At 37.3% G+C, this 16259-nt stretch carries 14 protein-coding genes; 4 read left to right on the top strand and 10 right to left on the bottom strand.

Annotated elements, in window-relative coordinates; all coding sequences use genetic code 11:
* Positions 1-59: 59 nt before the first annotated feature.
* Positions 60-2039 (top strand): exoribonuclease II, encoded by a 1980-nt coding sequence (gene rnb / locus O3746_RS00565; protein WP_371447458.1) that lies wholly within the window; start codon positions 60-62, stop codon positions 2037-2039.
* A gap of 202 nt (positions 2040-2241) precedes the next feature.
* Here rnb and O3746_RS00560 read toward each other — a convergent pair whose 3' ends face one another.
* The 4 genes from O3746_RS00560 to malQ are packed head-to-tail and all read right to left on the bottom strand — an operon-like array spanning position 2242 to position 8490.
* Positions 2242-3906, bottom strand: a complete 1665-nt coding sequence (locus tag O3746_RS00560; RefSeq protein WP_371447456.1) for a PTS transporter subunit IIBC — start codon at positions 3904-3906, stop codon at positions 2242-2244.
* Positions 3907-3916: 10 nt separating this feature from the next.
* Positions 3917-4708 (bottom strand): endonuclease/exonuclease/phosphatase family protein, encoded by a 792-nt coding sequence (locus O3746_RS00555; RefSeq protein WP_371447455.1) that lies wholly within the window; start codon positions 4706-4708, stop codon positions 3917-3919.
* A gap of 9 nt (positions 4709-4717) precedes the next feature.
* The gene (gene glgP, locus O3746_RS00550; RefSeq protein WP_371447453.1) at positions 4718-6985 is read right to left on the bottom strand and encodes a glycogen/starch/alpha-glucan family phosphorylase; all 2268 of its coding nucleotides are present in this window, start codon (positions 6983-6985) and stop codon (positions 4718-4720) included.
* The gene (malQ, locus tag O3746_RS00545) at positions 6985-8490 is read right to left on the bottom strand and encodes a 4-alpha-glucanotransferase (protein WP_049373994.1); all 1506 of its coding nucleotides are present in this window, start codon (positions 8488-8490) and stop codon (positions 6985-6987) included. The genes glgP and malQ overlap by 1 nt, the downstream gene beginning before the upstream one ends.
* A gap of 192 nt (positions 8491-8682) precedes the next feature.
* Here malQ and O3746_RS00540 point away from each other — a divergent pair, with 192 nt between their 5' ends.
* Entirely contained in the window at positions 8683-9396 is a 714-nt protein-coding gene (locus tag O3746_RS00540; RefSeq protein WP_178410566.1) for a GntR family transcriptional regulator, read from the top strand.
* A 79-nt stretch (positions 9397-9475) separates the two neighbouring features.
* On the opposite strand, the gene tehA is transcribed toward O3746_RS00540, so the two are convergent.
* Positions 9476-10420 (bottom strand): dicarboxylate transporter/tellurite-resistance protein TehA, encoded by a 945-nt coding sequence (gene tehA, locus O3746_RS00535; RefSeq protein ID WP_371447450.1) that lies wholly within the window; start codon positions 10418-10420, stop codon positions 9476-9478.
* 157 nt (positions 10421-10577) lie between these two features.
* Positions 10578-11867, bottom strand: coding sequence for a serine--tRNA ligase (gene serS / locus O3746_RS00530; protein ID WP_371447448.1), 1290 nt, complete (start codon positions 11865-11867; stop codon positions 10578-10580).
* 238 nt (positions 11868-12105) lie between these two features.
* On the opposite strand from serS, the gene O3746_RS00525 reads away from it, so the two are divergent.
* Positions 12106-12324 (top strand): YdcH family protein, encoded by a 219-nt coding sequence (locus O3746_RS00525; protein WP_371447446.1) that lies wholly within the window; start codon positions 12106-12108, stop codon positions 12322-12324.
* Positions 12325-12375: 51 nt separating this feature from the next.
* On the opposite strand, the gene O3746_RS00520 is transcribed toward O3746_RS00525, so the two are convergent.
* Both O3746_RS00520 and O3746_RS00515 read right to left on the bottom strand, forming a co-directional pair.
* The gene (locus O3746_RS00520; RefSeq protein ID WP_371447444.1) at positions 12376-13254 is read right to left on the bottom strand and encodes a DMT family transporter; all 879 of its coding nucleotides are present in this window, start codon (positions 13252-13254) and stop codon (positions 12376-12378) included.
* Positions 13254-14054 (bottom strand): hypothetical protein, encoded by an 801-nt coding sequence (locus O3746_RS00515; protein ID WP_371447442.1) that lies wholly within the window; start codon positions 14052-14054, stop codon positions 13254-13256. Before O3746_RS00515 ends, O3746_RS00520 begins: the two co-directional genes overlap by 1 nt.
* A 133-nt stretch (positions 14055-14187) precedes the next feature.
* Here O3746_RS00515 and O3746_RS00510 point away from each other — a divergent pair, with 133 nt between their 5' ends.
* Positions 14188-14850: a trimeric intracellular cation channel family protein gene (locus tag O3746_RS00510; RefSeq protein ID WP_371447441.1), complete on the top strand. Its 663-nt coding sequence runs from the start codon at positions 14188-14190 to the stop codon at positions 14848-14850.
* Positions 14851-15006: 156 nt separating this feature from the next.
* Here the strand turns inward: O3746_RS00510 and O3746_RS00505 are convergent, their stop codons facing one another.
* A complete protein-coding gene (locus O3746_RS00505) occupies positions 15007-15387 on the bottom strand; it encodes a hypothetical protein (RefSeq protein WP_049380631.1) in 381 nt (126 codons plus the stop codon).
* A 30-nt stretch (positions 15388-15417) separates the two neighbouring features.
* Positions 15418-16056: a hypothetical protein gene (locus O3746_RS00500; RefSeq protein ID WP_371447439.1), complete on the bottom strand. Its 639-nt coding sequence runs from the start codon at positions 16054-16056 to the stop codon at positions 15418-15420.
* Positions 16057-16259: the final 203 nt, after the last annotated feature.

Below are 16259 nucleotides of genomic sequence, written 5' to 3'. Positions count from 1 at the left end.
ACAATCTATTTTTTAGGCAGGCTTTTCAGTCTGCCTTTTCTCTTTTTTTAAATATAACTATGTTCCAAGATAATCCATTACTCGCACAACTTAAGCAACAAATCCACGATAGCAAAGAACACGTTGAAGGCGTGGTAAAAAGTACTGATAAAGCTTATGGTTTTTTAGAGTGCGATAAAAAAAGCTACTTTATTGCCCCACCTGCAATGAAAAAAGTCATGCACGGTGACAAAATCAAAGCCACCATTGAAAAGCAAGGCGATAAAGAGCAAGCTGAACCTGAAGAATTAATTGAGCCAATGCTCACGCGCTTTATTGCCAAAGTGCGGTTCAATAAAGACAAAAAATTGCAAGTTTTGGTTGATCATCCAAGTATCAATCAACCCATTGGCGCGCAACAAGCTAAATCCGTCAAAGAAGAATTACAAGAAGGCGACTGGGTCGTTGCAAATTTGAAAACGCACCCATTACGTGATGATCGCTTTTTCTATGCGACTATCAATCAATTTATCTGCCGTGTTGATGATGAATTAGCCCCTTGGTGGGTCACGCTGGCACGTCATGAGCAATCTCGTCATCCTGTGCAAGGTGCAGAAAGTTATGAAATGTTAGATCAACAAACTCGCGAAGATCTGACCGCACTTCATTTTGTCACCATTGACTCTGAAAGCACGCAGGATATGGACGATGCTCTTTACATCGAACCTGTCGAGCAAAATGGTACACAAACCGGCTGGCGATTAGTCGTTGCTATTGCTGATCCTACGGCTTACATTGCATTAGATTCACAAATTGAAAAAGATGCGAAACAGCGTTGTTTCACTAATTATTTGCCAGGCTTTAACATTCCTATGTTGCCGCGTGAATTGTCTGATGAATTATGTTCATTAATGGCAAATGAAACTCGCCCTGCATTAGTGTGTTACATTGAAACGGATCTTGCCGGTAACATCACGGCTAAACCGCATTTTGTGTCTGCTTATGTGCAATCTAAAGCGAAATTAGTCTATAACAAGATCTCAGATTATTTAGAGCAAGTGCCTGATGCATGGCAACCGGAAACACCAGAAATTGTACAGCAAATTGATTGGCTACATCAATTTACCAAAGCACGTATTCAATGGCGTAAAACGCATTCTCTTTTATTTAAAGAGAAGCCGGATTACTCCTTTATTCTCGCTGAAAATGGCAAAGTGAAAGAAATTAAAGCGGAATATCGTCGTATCGCCAATCAAATCGTGGAAGAATCCATGATTATTGCCAATATCTGTGCTGCACAATTCTTAGCTGAACAAGCACAAACCGGTATTTTTAATACACATTCTGGGTTTGATAAGAAATTCTTAGAAAACGCGCATAATTTCTTAATGGCAAATTTAGCTAATGAAGAAAATCAAGCCGAGCTTGCTGAGCGTTATTCAGTAGAAAATTTGGCAACCTTAAAGGGTTATTGCCAAATGCGTCATGATATTGAACCGATTGAAGGTGACTATTTAGAATTCCGTTTACGTCGTTATTTAACCTTTGCGGAATTTAAATCAGAACTTGCTCCACATTTTGGGCTTGGATTAGAAGGTTATGCAACTTGGACATCGCCTATCCGTAAATATTCTGATATGGTAAACCATCGTTTAATTAAAGCCGTGCTCACACAGCAAGCTTGTGAAAAACCACAAGATGAGGTGCTTGCTCGCTTGCAAGAAGCACGTCGCCAAAATCGCTTGGTTGAACGTGATATTGCAGATTGGTTATATTGTCGCTATCTAGCTGACAAAGTCGCTGAAAATGCTGAATTTGATGCAGAAGTGCAAGATGTGATGCGTGGCGGTTTACGTGTTCAATTATTAGAAAATGGTGCATCCATGTTCGTACCAGCTTCCACGTTGCATCCAAATAAAGATGAAATGCAAGTGAATGCTGATGAATTAGCACTGTATATTCAAGGGGAACGCCGTTACAAAATCGGTGATTTGGTGAAAGTGAAACTTACCGAAGTACGAGAAGAAACTCGCAGTATTATCGGTCAATTAATCATTTAATGACCACTTTCCTTCCATCTAGAAATACCGCTCGTGACACAACGGGCGGTATTTTTTATAGAACCTAAGTTGTAAAAATATTTTGTACGTCTATAGCAATAAATAAAAGGATTATTGGGATATATTGAAGAACATCGAGATGAGATATTGATATGACATCCCCGCCTTAAAAAGCGGGGATAAAATGAATGTTTAGGCTAAATTACATTTTAGGAATTTCTACGCCCGATGAAAGCACGTCTTGAATATCGGATTTTAAGACATCTGCTTTTGGTCCATAAATCGCTTGGATACCAGAGCCTTTCACGATAAAGCCCATTGCACCTGCTTGTTTCCAACTTGCTTCATCGCCGACTAAATCTGGATTATGTACGGTGATACGTAAACGTGTCATACAAGCATCCACATCTGCAATGTTATTACGTCCACCAAGTAAGTTGATGATTTGAATAACTTGCGCGCTAGCATTCGCCACTTTTGGCTCATTGCTAGAAGCATCATCTGAACCTTTTGCATCATAGTTACCATTACGACCTGCTGTGGCAAGATTAAATTTCTTAATCATAAAGTTCGCGATAAAGAACATGGCAACGGCAAACAGGATGGATACCCAAATAAAGTTTATCACATCCATACCAATGCCTGCTTTAATCGCCATTGGTGTACGAGTTAAGAACTCAATGTTACCGAATGAATGCACACGTAAGTCAACAATATCTGCCATGGCGAAAGCACAACCTTGTACTAACGCATAAACAATATAAAGCGGTAAGGCGACAAACATAAACATGTATTCGATTGGCTCTGTTACACCGGTTAAGAACACAGCAAGTGCAGAAGAAAGGAAAATACCTTTATAGAGTTTTTTCTTGTCTTCATCTACATTGATATACATGGCGAGGGTCAAGCCCATTAAGATACCGGTTGAACCAATCATTTGTCCTACTTTGAAGCGAGCAGGTGTCACAGTTGAAAGAAGTTCGTTATATTGCGTTAAATTACCTGCATCTTTAAGGTTGATTAAGTCAGTCACCCAGGCAAGCCAAAGTGGATCTTGACCAAATACTTGTTTACCTTGTTGTGCACCGGTTAAGAACTCATAAGTACCACCTAATGAAGTGTAGTTCATTGGGATAGTCAACATGTGGTGTAAACCAAATGGAAGCAATAGACGTTCTAAGGTACCGTAAATAAATGGTGCTAAAATTGGCGCTGAGTTTTGTGAGTTAGCAATCCATTGACCGAAATGATTAATTCCTGTCTGAACTAAAGGCCAGAATAATGATAGGAAGATCGCCACTAATACAGAACGATAAATAACAACGAAAGGAACGAAGCGTTTACCATTAAAGAACGTTAATACTTCAGGTAATTTACGGAAATTGTAGTAACGGTTAAAAGTTGTTGCCCCCACAAAACCCGCGATAATACCAACGAACACGCCCATATTTAACGCAGGTTGCCCAAGCACATTCACAAAGTAATTCGCCACAGGAATTTCACCGGCCAATATGGTACTTACGTGAGCATTTGGATCGGCTAGCATTTCAAGCTTTACACCGAAAAAGTTACCGGTAATTAAGTTAATTAAAATGAAAGCAAGGCCAGCTGCAAATGCACCGCCTGCACGCTCATTTGCCCAGCTACCACCAATCGCTAAAGCAAATAATAGATGGAGGTTACCGATAATCCCCCAACCAATTTGGGCGATAATGTTTCCGACAAGCGCTAGCCATTCAGCATCGCTAATCAAAGGCAGTGAGTTACCAATACTCACCATTAAACCCGCGGCTGGCATCACGGCAATCACAACCATTAGGCACTTACCGAATTTTTGCCAAAATTCAAAACTGAGCATTTTTTTCATATTGATTCTCCTACAAGATGAGAGCTACTTCTACGCCAAAATGGTCGGAAACAATCGGTTTATTTTTACCATTAAAAATAACCTGACTGGATAAAACCCTTTTTGCTTGGTTTAAAAAAATATAATCTAATCGCTTTTCTTGACTATGGCCTTTCCAACCGTCAATCGCTTTCTCCACAGTGATACCGCTATCCTTCTGCTCTGCCATATCAAAAGTATCGAATAAGCCTAAGGATTTAATTTGCTGATAAGCTTGCTGATCGCCTATTGCATCGGTATTGAAATCACCCATCAAGATTTTAAGATTCGCACTTTGACTTCGCTCTACAATATAACGAACATTATCAAGTTGGTTTTCACCATCACAATTTGGCAAATTAATATGGCAAGAATAACATTCAATTAACTGGCCTTGATATTCTACTGTCAAGCCAATGATTTTACGCGAGAGAATCGAGTCAAGACGTTGATGTTGGCTACAATAAAACGCATCAACATCATAAACAGGCAAACGCGTTAAAAATGCAATGCCTTCATCATATTTATCATAACCAATATGCGAATTGCTCCAAAAAAGCGAGTATTTCTGTGCAACGCGTTGATTGATTTTATTTAACAGAATGACACCATAGTTATCTTGCTTTAACGTTGGCGAAATAGCAGGAGACGACATCAATTGATTCACCTCTTGTAAGGCAATGATGTCATAACCCTTTTCCACAATAGTCTCAGCAAGAACCTCTATTTTTTCCGCTTGGTTAGCTTCTAACCAAGCGTGTACATTCAGGGTAAGTAGTTTCATTGCTTCCCCTTAGCCCTCACAATGCCAAATGTCTGCATTATATTGAGCAATCGTGCGGTCTGATGAGAAGAAGCCTGCTTTTGCGATATTATGAACCACTTTCTCATTCCAACTATCTTGATCTTCATAATCGGCTAAGATTTGTTCTTTCGCGTCGACATAAGCATTAAAGTCGATTAACGTCATAAACCAGTCTTTATTCAATAATTCGTTATAAAGACGTTCTAAACGTGTTTTATTGCCTAATTTCACCACGGCAGGATTCAGAATAAAATCAACCGCTCTTTTAATATCTTTGTCGTTTTCATAATACTCTTTTGAAACATAACCCGCTGTTTCATAAAGTTTAATAATGCTTTCTGAATCTTTACCGAATGTATAGATATTTTCAGCACCTGCTAATTCTGCAATTTCAACATTAGCCCCATCCATTGTGCCTAAGGTTAACGCGCCATTAAGCATAAATTTCATATTACCTGTACCAGAAGCTTCTTTAGAGGCAAGTGAAATTTGTTCTGAAATATCAGTTGCTGGAATCAGTTTTTCCGCTACGCTCACATTATAGTTTTCCACCAAATGTACGTTTAAATACTTGTTCACTTTAGGATCATTATTGATTAACTCAGATAAACAAAGAATTAAGTGAATAATATCCTGTGCAATAATATAAGCTGGCGCTGCTTTTCCGCCAAAAATCACGGTAATTTTACGTTTTGGTAAATTACCTGCTTTAATTTCTAAATATTTATGAATCACATAAAGCGCATTCATTTGTTGGCGTTTGTATTCATGGAAACGCTTAATTTGCGTATCAATGATAGAATTTTCATCTAACTCAATACCTTTATTTTCTTTAAGGTAGGTTTTTAATGCCAATTTATTTTCAAACTTAATTTTCGCTAATTGTTGATGAACCTTTTTATCATCTTTAAAGGCTAACAATTTCTCTAATTTCGTTGCATCATGCAAATACTCATCACCAATCAATTCTTTAATATAAGCCGCCAATGCTTGGTTAGAAAACTCTAGCCAACGACGGAAGGTAATGCCATTTGTCTTATTATTGAATTTTTCAGGATATAACGCATAGAACGCTTTAAGTTCTGAATTTTTCAAAATCTCCGTATGTAATGCTGCCACACCATTTACAGAATTTGAAAAGTGAATATCCATATGCGCCATATGCACACGTTTTTGTTTATCAATAATTTGTACTGCTGAATCTTTATATTCTGCACGCACTAATTTATCTAATTTCTTAATGATCACGACTAAATGCGGCACCACTTCATCTAGATAATCGAGTGGCCATTTTTCTAGCGCTTCAGCCAAAATTGTATGGTTTGTATAGCCCACCATATTACGTACAATTTCAACCGCTTCAGCAAACTTAATTTTATGTTGTTCTGTTAATAAGCGAATTAATTCAGGAATCACCATTGAAGGATGTGTATCGTTGATCTGTACATACGCATAATCGGCTAAATCATGTAAGTTACTGCCACGCGCAATCGCCTCATCAATTAACAATTGTGCCGCATTTGATACCATGAAGTATTGTTGATAAATACGCAATAATTCCCCATTTTTATCTGAATCATCTGGGTAAAGGAATAAAGTCAGATTTTCTTCAATCGCAGTTTTATCAAACTCAATACCTTTCTTAATCAGTTTAGGATTCACTGATTTAATATCAAACAAATTGAGATAGTTCTTCGTGTCTTTCTTATAACCTAAAATATCAATACGATCTAATTTAGAGGTTAATGTAAATTTCTTAAATGGCACCTCATAGCTAATATCTGTTGGAATTAACCAAGAATTATCTTCAATCCAATCATTAGGTTCAGCATGTTGTTCATTCTTTTTAAAGACCTGTTTGAACAACCCATAATGATAATTTAAACCAACCCCCTCAGCATTTAAGCCAAGGGTAGACATGGAATCAATAAAACAAGAAGCCAAACGCCCTAAACCACCATTTCCTAAAGATGGTTCTGGCTCAATATCTTCAATATGGCTTAATGATTTACCCACACTTTCTAATTCCGCTTTGATATCTTGATACACACCAAGGTTAATCAGGTTATTAGAAAGTAATTTACCAATTAAGAATTCTGCAGAAATATAATAAACCTTACGTTTACCTGTGTTTTTAGGTTTATCTGCTGAGAGTGTTTTTACGTAATTTAATAATTGAATATAAGTTTCTTTATCGCTTAATTGTTCAAGCGATTTATTGGTTTCGTTTTTTACAAAGGTACTAAATTTCATCATTATTTTTCCTGATTCGCACGTTGATATAACGTGGTCATTTTTGCTAAAAAGTCTTTTTTATCTTGCGTTAAATCTGATTGCTGCATTCTCCATTGCCAGTTTCCACCAATTGTTGAAGGCACGTTCATTCTTGAACTCGCTGGCAAATCTAAAACATCTTGCATTGTGGCAATCGTGGTATTGCTAACCGTTGCAAAAAGCTGACGAATCATCGCTTGGCAAATCGATTCATCCTCATGGCGATGCGTATAATCATTGATATATTGCTGCTGTTGTTCAGTCAGGCTGTTATACCAACCATTGGTCACATCGTTATCATGTGTACCGGTATAAACAATGGAATGCGGGATGCAATAATGCGGGCTATCTAAGCTTTCTCCGCTGACATCTTCAAAACCAAATTGCAGGATCTTCATGCCTGGGTAATTACAATCTGCAAGCAATTTTCTGGCTTTGTCATCAATATTACCTAAATCTTCGGCAATAATCGGTAAATCGCCCAATTGCTCTTTAACGGCTTTAAATAAGTCATAACCTGGGCCTGGCTGCCAGCTACCATCTTTAGCGACCTCTGCTTTTCCGTCTACTTGCCAATAATCAGAGAAACCTTTGAAATGGTCGATACGTAGTACATCATAAATTTTGAAGCTTTCTTCAATGCGGTGAATCCACCAAGCGTAGCCTTGTTTTTTATGTTCTTCCCAAGCGTAAAGCGGATTGCCCCAAAGTTGTCCTGTTGCACTGAATTGATCGGCTGGGACCCCCGCGACAAAAAGCGGATTGCGTTCTTCATCTAATTGGAAGAGTTCTGGTTTTGTCCAAACCTCTACGCTATCTGCAGCCACGTAAATCGGCATATCACCGATAATCTTAATGCCTTTTTGATTCGCGTAATGTTTTAACTCGCTCCATTGTTTAAAGAAGAAATATTGCGTCACTTTAAAGTACTGAATTTGCTCCGCTAACATGGTGCGATATTTTTCCAATGCACTTGGATCTCGAGCCACAGCTTTTTTATCATCCCATTTTTGCAATGCTTGATTGCCAAAATGCTCTTTAATTGCCATAAACTCAGCAAAATCATCCAACCATAAACGATTGCTTTTCTCGAAGTGTTTGAAATCAGCTTGGAATGATTGATTCTCTAAAAAATTTTTCACGGCTATTTCTAAAATCGGACGGCGCGCGTAGAAGATACGTTCATAATCCACGCTAGTTGGATCATCACCAAAATTGACCGAAGCATAATCCGATTCTTTCAACAAGCCCATTTGAGTTAATAAATCAAAATCAATAAGATGAGTATTACCTGCAACCGCAGAGAAAGATTGATAAGGAGAATCACCATAACTGGTGGTAGTGAGTGGAAGAATTTGCCAATAAGTTTGTTTGGTTTCAACTAAAAAATCGACAAAATCATAAGCGGATTGCCCAAAACTACCAATCCCAAATGCATTTGGTAGTGAGGTAATGTGCATAAGAACACCACTTGAACGAGTAAGCATAATATCTCCTTTAGGACGTCATCATTTTTCGCTTATTCTAACCTAAACATATTTTAATGCAACAACATATACGTAAAAGTTTAAAACATTTTCGTAAAAGATTGGTTTTCATTAAAATTTATACGTATAACATTAAGGATTTTATGATATGCTATTAACACATTTATGGAGCGGCTGATAAAAGGATAAGAAATGAGCAAGTACAAGCAGGTCTATAACGAGATAAAAAGCCAAATTAATAATGGTAATTTAGCACCATTGCAAGAACTCCCGAGTGAAAATGAACTCATGCAAAGCTATGGTTTTTCCAAAGATACTATTCGAAAAGCGCTTTCTTTACTTGAAATCGATGGTTATATTCAAAAGCAACAAGGCAGAAATTCGATTGTTTTAAAGCATGATTTATCTAAACCACAAATGCTTTCCGAAATTAAAACCGTCAGCGAATTAAATAGTGCCTCAACACATCAAGTAAAAACCACATTAACCAGCTTGTATATTGTGCAAGGTGAAGAAGAGCTGATGCATATTTTTAATGTTGACGATCAGATCGATTTCTACCGTATTGCTCGCCTCCGTGAAATTGATGGCGAAGCCGTTGAATATGAGGTTTCTTATTTTGATCGCCGCATCGTGCCTTTTATTAGCCGAGAAATCGCTGAACACTCTATTTATCACTATTTGGAAAACGAATTAAAATTAAAAATTAGTCACTCACAACGAAAAATTGTCTTTCGCTATGCAAACGAAGAAGAAAAAAAGGCAATTGATCTTGGTGAGTATGACATGGTTGTGAATGTGACGAGTACCACTTATTTGGCGGATGGCCGACCGTTTCAATATGGGAGTATTAGCTATCGACCAGATAAAATTGCGTTTACTTCAACAGCAAAACGGCATGTCTAGTTTTTGTAAATGATAGGTTGTTATTTAAAATAATTCATAAAAAAAGTGCGGTCATTTTTAACCGCACTTTTTATTTAAGCTATTTTAACCAAAATTGTCCTTTGAAAATTTTTACTAATGTCATCAGCACCAAACCGCTCATCATTAAGTTAGCAAAGATAAATGCACCGTTTGCCAATCCGCTCAGTACGTTATGATGAACAAAAGAAACAGCCCCATTCGCTAAAGAAGCTAATCCGAATGAAAAAGCCCAGAACCCAATATTCAGTCCTTTTTCACTAATCCAAGGAAACAGGCGAATTAAAAAGAACATTTGTAAAAAACCGTATCCCCATAAGAGTTTAACGAAAAGATCGATCTCTCCCCCATTAAGCGATAAGTAAGCCGATGAGCCCACAAATGCTGGGGCGAGAATGATCCCCATTGTTGGACGAAATTGTGGTTCAATCTGCAACACACGTAAACGTTGGAATAACACCGGTTCATAGATAATCCAAGCAATCATCCCTGCGCCTAAGAACAAATAACCTAAATCTTGATAGCCTAACAAGGCTAATGATGAGGCACTTGTAAAGTTAGTGGCTACAGAGGGTAAATAAAATGGTGGCAATGTAGATTTCTGCTCAAATGTGCCATCTTTCCATAACGCACTAATACGCACTGAGGCAAACAATAATTGCCCAATTGTCCCGATCCAAATTAATCCCTCACCAATAAGAGGAAACCAACGATACAGAACATCACCACTTAACATCGTTGTAATCGGTATTAATGCGAGAAAAGAAAAACGTATCGGACAACAATATTCATCGCGTACTTCTTGAGAGAAATAAATCATTTTATAAATATAGAGCAAGACAAAAAGTGCCCATACTGAAACAGACGTCACGCCAATAATATCACTCACATTTCGAGAAAAAGAGATCGTATCGCCCATATGCAACCAGGCTAAAGATAAAGCGCTTAAACCTAATGGAATCGCAAAATACCCTGTTGGTAATGGAAATGGTCGTTTATCAGTCATTATTATTCTCCTAAAAATTGATACCTTATAAGATTACCTCTAAATGCATGAATATTGATGTGGATTTATCTCAAAGACTAGAATAAAAATCTCATTTCTCTAGATGAAAGAAAGGGCTAATAAACATTAGCCCTAAATTGAATTTATATATTTTTGATTATTTGCAGATCACTTCTAATCCGCCCATGTAAGGACGTAATACTTCTGGCACCGTAATTGAGCCGTCTGCATTTTGGTAGTTCTCAAGCACGGCTACTAAAGTACGACCGACTGCTAAACCAGAACCATTTAATGTGTGTACTAAGCGGGTTTTCTTATCCCCTTTTGCTTTGCAACGTGCTTGCATACGACGTGCTTGGAAATCCCACATATTTGAGCAAGAAGAAATCTCACGATAAGTATTTTGTGCAGGCACCCACACTTCTAAGTCGTAAGTTTTGCAAGAGCCAAAACCCATATCTCCGGTACAAAGTAAGACTTTACGATATGGTAGATTTAAAAGTTGTAATACTTTTTCTGCATGACCGGTTAATTCTTCAAGCGCTTCCATAGATTTATCTGGATCCACGATCTGTACCATTTCGACTTTATCGAATTGGTGCATACGAATTAAACCACGGGTATCACGACCATAAGATCCTGCTTCAGAACGGAAACATGGTGTATGTGCGGTCATTTTGATTGGCAATTCTGCTTCATCAATAATCACATCACGTACAAGGTTAGTTACTGGCACTTCCGCTGTTGGAATTAATGCGTAAGGTTGCTCACCTTCTAAAGCTAAAGTATGGAATAAATCTTCACCAAATTTTGGTAATTGGCCTGTACCATAAAGGGTCGCATGGTTAACTAAATAAGGCACATAGGTTTCTAAATAACCATGTTGTTCGGTATGAAGATCTAACATGAATTGCGCTAACGCACGGTGCATTTTAGCAATTTGACCTTTCATTACCGCAAAGCGCGCACCTGCTAATTTAGCTCCAGCAGCAAAATCTAAGCCATTGACATCTTCACCTAATGACACGTGATCTTTGATCTCAAAATCAAAGGTACGCGGCGTACCCCAACGTAAAATTTCTTTATTTTCAGTATCATCTTTACCTAATGGCACTTCATCTGCTGGAAGGTTTGGAATGCTTAATGCGATTTGATTGATTTCGGCTAACACCGCATCAAGTTGGGACTTCGCTTCGTTAAGCTGTTCGCCCATGTTATCTACTTCAGCCAATAATGGTGCAATATCTTCACCACGTGCTTTTGCTGCACCAATAGCTTTGGAACGTGCGTTACGCTCTGCTTGTAATGTTTCAGTTTTTACTTGTAAATCTTTGCGTTGTTCTTCTAATGCGGTAAGTTTTTCCGTATCAAGAATAAAGTTACGTTTTACTTTTAATTTTTCTGCTACTTCAGCCAGATTATTACGGAGTAAATTTGGATCGATCATTGGAATTCCCTATTTTTCATTATGAAACAGATACCTTTATTCTAGCGTGCTTTGAGCAAATAAACCAGTTAAAACCCTGATTTTTCTTTTATTAACCTCTTCAAAAACATCCAATTTTATGACCGCACTTTGCCATGATTTAATTTTGTGATCTCTGTCAAATTCTGAGAATGAGGCAGTAGAAACAGCAAAAAAAAGCTCTATAATGAAAATGAACGTTAACCAAGAGGAGTAACCTATGTTTCCTGAATTTCGCGATTTAATTACTAATCTCAAAAATAAAGATGCTTATTTCGATCGCTTGTTTGAAAAGCACAATGCATTAGACCAAGAGATCAAAAATAAGATTGATAACATAGAACTCGCTACTCATACGGAAATTGAGAACTTGAAAAAAGAAAAATTACGGATTAAAGACGAGCTCTATCAATACTTGAAAAAGAAAGCAACTGAGTAATTGGTTTAATGTGAAGACAAAGTGCGGTGAAATTTACCGCACTTTTTTGTTTTAAGCGGTTTTGTTTTTTTGAGAGCCCAGATAGATCGCTACTAATGTCAGCACTGCCCCCGCCCATTGCCAATGATTGATGGGCTTATCCAATCCAAAATAATCAATTACGAGCGCAACCACCGGTTCAGAAAGAAGCAACAAACCGGTTAAACCTAATGATAAATAAGGGATTGTATAAGCAATCATGCCCCAGGCGACACATTGCATCACCGCCCCATAAATAAACACCAATCCCCAATCGGTGAAGGTGGTTGGATAAAGACTATCAGGATTAAAAATTAGCGAAGGAATAATTAAGACGAAAGCACCACTTAAGCTCAGAATAAACATGAGTGAGAATAAAGCCGTTGGTTCTTCTTCGTGTACTTTTTTAATCATAACCATTGAGGCTGCAAGCAAGCCAGCAGAAATGAGCCCAATGATAATGCCGTACATGCCTTCAAAATTATGCTGTAGCTCTTCCCCTGATATTAAGACAACACCAACAACGGCTAAAAAAAGGCTTAGCATTTGTAGTTTAGTTTGGCGTTCGCCAAAGAAAAAATAGCCAATTGCTGCCAAAAAGAAAATCTGCAAACTATTCAGCAATGTTGAAATACCCGGCCCTACGGCATATACACTTTCATGCCAAAAGGATAAATCAAAAGCTAAAAAGATCCCGGCTAATATCGCATACATCATCGCTTTACGGCTTTTTGGAAAACGCTGTCTTTTTAATTTCATTAAGAACCAGAAAATAAAAGAGGCAATAAGTAAGCGCCAAAATGCGATGGCATAACCACCTACTGGCACAAACTTAACAATTAGGCTTCCTAAACCGAATAGTACGCAGCCCACGACTAGCATCGGAGCGGCGTAAGATTTTATTTTATGCATTAAATAAACATCGCCCAGACAGCCAAACTCGCCGCCATAAAGAACAAAATGAGTAAGCTGTTATAGCTGAGTTTCCATTTATTCACACTATGTAAAAGCAGAATGCCCGCTATCACTAAGTGAAGCAGAAAATAAATGCCATATGCAAAAACAACGGCAGAACTGACCGCACTTACACCTTGATAAATAATAAAAATCAGTACTGCCAACGCATTCAGTGCAAGCAGTAAAATCATCAATAATGGCAGTAATGCTATAAAACCTTGTAAACGATTACGAGAAACAGACAAACATAAATTCGCTAACAATACGCCCATTAAAGCTTGTGCCAGTGGGTTATATTGCATGAAATTGGGTGTTGGATTGCCGAAGAAAATCATCAAATAAGCAATGACACCCAATCCACTCACCAAAGATGACATTAAGAGAAAACCGCGGCGAGCGACTTCATCTTTAGGTTGTTTCCATACTGCATATACGGCAGATAATCCAGATAAGCTAACAATATCAGTTATCACGTAATGATGTGGTGAGGCCAGGCTCATCCCTAACCAAATGAACCAATAAAGCGCAAAACAGACATTTGCTTTGATTAAACGTCCACGCTGCCCAGGGCAAATTTCCCCTTTAATAAAAGCAACCAAACAAAGCAATTGGGCAATCAGCACACCAAAGGCTAAATGGGGAATCAGTTTTTCAGCAAGTTGCAAAGCTTCTACAAAAAACTCGATCATTAATAGCAACCCAATTGGTAATAGTGCAAGAAATGCGGCCAAGGGTTTGGATTGTTCTTCTGACATAAAATTCTCGATTAGAAAAAGAAGACGTCATTATGCCAAAATTTATGGCTTTTTTTAATGGCTTTCGTGCATTTTGGCTCATTCCCTTTTAAAATAAGCAAAATTATAACCGCACTTTAGGAACCACAAAAAAATGCTATTAAGCGTACTTTATATTATTGGAATTACCGCCGAAGGAATTACTGGCGCATTAGCCGCTGGACGAGAAAAAATGGATATTTTCGGGGTAATTATTATTGCCTGTGTAACGGCGATTGGCGGTGGTACAGTACGCGATGTCTTACTTGGACACTACCCGCTTGGCTGGGTTAAACATCCTGAATATTTCATTATGGTGGCTGGTGCAGCTGTATTAACGGTTTTTATCGCGCCCTTCATCAAACATTTCATGCGCTACTTCCGCACGATTTTCTTGGTATTAGATGCCTTAGGGTTAATCGTATATTCCATTATCGGTGCGCAAATTGCCATTGATATGGGTTATGGCTTTACCGTGACATCCATTGCGGCAACGGTGACAGGGGCATTTGGTGGTGTATTACGTGATTTACTTTGTAACCGCATTCCCCTTGTGTTCCAAAAGGAACTTTACGCCAGCGTGTCATTCTTCTCTGCCGCTATGTATATGGCATTACAACACATTCAAGTTGAACACACACTTTCAATTTTACTCACGTTATTCAGTGGTTTTGCATTGCGCTTACTTGCAGTTCGATTTGGTTGGGGATTACCTGTTTTCGATTTCCAAGAGCAAGATGATGAAACAAATGATAAATTACCGAAGAAAACGAAATAGAAATAATGGATAAGATGTAAATTTAGATTTCTCTAATTAAAGAGATAGTATGATGGGTCATAAGATAAAAGCATTTCAAAATTTCTTAAAAACCAAACACATTTTATGTTCTAACACTTTGATTACACAATGCTAAAACCCCAGACTCACGAACTACTAAGAATTCAAGGCTACAATATCTAATGGAGGTGTTTTGGGCACTATTTGAGCCAAATAACCATCCCCAAGCAAAAACACTTTTGTTGATAATGCAGATATATCATCTATTTTTTCTAAAGCTAAGAATAAATTAGTTTTAAAGATAGGTACTCCATTTATATCGGCTAAAACATAAACTTCTGAAGATTTAACTTTTTCTTCAACCAATTTAATCAATTTATCAAATTTTAAAGTAACAACACCTTCCTTTAATTTATCTATATTTCCATACTCAAATGGATATTTATAAAAAATATTTAAAGCCTCTTTCTCTTCTTCCTCTGTCAGGAGACTAAAATCGTCTGAAAGAGCTTCTATACACTCATCAAATAATGTCATACTAGCCTTTATTTTATTGTTTAAGAAAAATTAATTCTTAAGTTCTTCATCAAGAATAGAATAGAAATATTTATCTTCATTACAAAATTCGAGGAAACGCTCCGCTAAAGATGTGTCATCTGTAAGAGAGATACAGCCATAACCAATATCATCATGTGGATAAAGTGCAATTCCTAACTTAGGATTAATTAAAAAACAAATACCACCACAAACTTTTCCAAAATAAAAAGCAATAACCAACTCACAATACAAGAAGATCTTATTGGAATCAAAATGCATGTTAAATATACTTATTGGAGGTTGTGGCTCATTTTTCAAATCGATTGATTCAAAATAATCTTCATAAACACCAGTATACTCATTTAAGAAATTACTCTTCTTGGCTTCTTCATATAAACTCAAGTATTCTTCTAAATAGCCAGATTGTTTTAATTCATCATCTACCTCTGAATTATCATCATATACTAGAGCACTAATAAGGAAAAAACCGTCCAAATCTTCAGAAAAAAATCTTTCAAGCAATTTAGAAGCTCTTTTTATGTTAGCCGTATCACCTAAATCATTTGCTCCAAAGTAACCCACCCATTTGTTACTTCTCGAAAATCCATTAAAGTCGATATTTCTAAAACATAATGAATTATTTATTGGCAATTTTGATAGTTTTTTCATATTTTATCTCCCAAACTATTCGTCATGTTTTTTCAAAAGTTTTATTGTTGTCTATTTTACAACTGTAAATAGTACTATCTGTAGAACCTGTAAATTTTAAATACTTCCCTACGTCATAAAGTCGGGCAAATCATAACCCATTCACACCTAATTCACAAAATCCTTAAATTTAATCATTTCACCGTGCTCATTTTTACGATAAG

The sequence above is a fragment of the Haemophilus sp. 27098_8_127 genome, from assembly GCF_041433495.1.
Classification (GTDB): domain Bacteria; phylum Pseudomonadota; class Gammaproteobacteria; order Enterobacterales; family Pasteurellaceae; genus Haemophilus_D.
Note: the sequence above shows the minus strand (reverse complement) of the source record. Positions and strands in the feature narration are given on the sequence as shown.

What these genes read in the sequence shown, in the direction of transcription:
- rnb (WP_371447458.1), top strand. Translation starts at nt 60, where the DNA reads ATGTTCCAAGATAATCCATTACTCGCACAACTTAAGCAACAAATCCAC.
- O3746_RS00560 (WP_371447456.1), bottom strand. Translation starts at nt 3,906, where the DNA reads ATGAAAAAAATGCTCAGTTTTGAATTTTGGCAAAAATTCGGTAAGTGC.
- O3746_RS00555 (WP_371447455.1), bottom strand. Translation starts at nt 4,708, where the DNA reads ATGAAACTACTTACCCTGAATGTACACGCTTGGTTAGAAGCTAACCAA.
- glgP (WP_371447453.1), bottom strand. Translation starts at nt 6,985, where the DNA reads ATGATGAAATTTAGTACCTTTGTAAAAAACGAAACCAATAAATCGCTT.
- malQ (WP_049373994.1), bottom strand. Translation starts at nt 8,490, where the DNA reads ATGCTTACTCGTTCAAGTGGTGTTCTTATGCACATTACCTCACTACCA.
- O3746_RS00540 (WP_178410566.1), top strand. Translation starts at nt 8,683, where the DNA reads ATGAGCAAGTACAAGCAGGTCTATAACGAGATAAAAAGCCAAATTAAT.
- tehA (WP_371447450.1), bottom strand. Translation starts at nt 10,420, where the DNA reads ATGACTGATAAACGACCATTTCCATTACCAACAGGGTATTTTGCGATT.
- serS (WP_371447448.1), bottom strand. Translation starts at nt 11,867, where the DNA reads ATGATCGATCCAAATTTACTCCGTAATAATCTGGCTGAAGTAGCAGAA.
- O3746_RS00525 (WP_371447446.1), top strand. Translation starts at nt 12,106, where the DNA reads ATGTTTCCTGAATTTCGCGATTTAATTACTAATCTCAAAAATAAAGAT.
- O3746_RS00520 (WP_371447444.1), bottom strand. Translation starts at nt 13,254, where the DNA reads ATGCATAAAATAAAATCTTACGCCGCTCCGATGCTAGTCGTGGGCTGC.
- O3746_RS00515 (WP_371447442.1), bottom strand. Translation starts at nt 14,054, where the DNA reads ATGTCAGAAGAACAATCCAAACCCTTGGCCGCATTTCTTGCACTATTA.
- O3746_RS00510 (WP_371447441.1), top strand. Translation starts at nt 14,188, where the DNA reads ATGCTATTAAGCGTACTTTATATTATTGGAATTACCGCCGAAGGAATT.
- O3746_RS00505 (WP_049380631.1), bottom strand. Translation starts at nt 15,387, where the DNA reads ATGACATTATTTGATGAGTGTATAGAAGCTCTTTCAGACGATTTTAGT.
- O3746_RS00500 (WP_371447439.1), bottom strand. Translation starts at nt 16,056, where the DNA reads ATGAAAAAACTATCAAAATTGCCAATAAATAATTCATTATGTTTTAGA.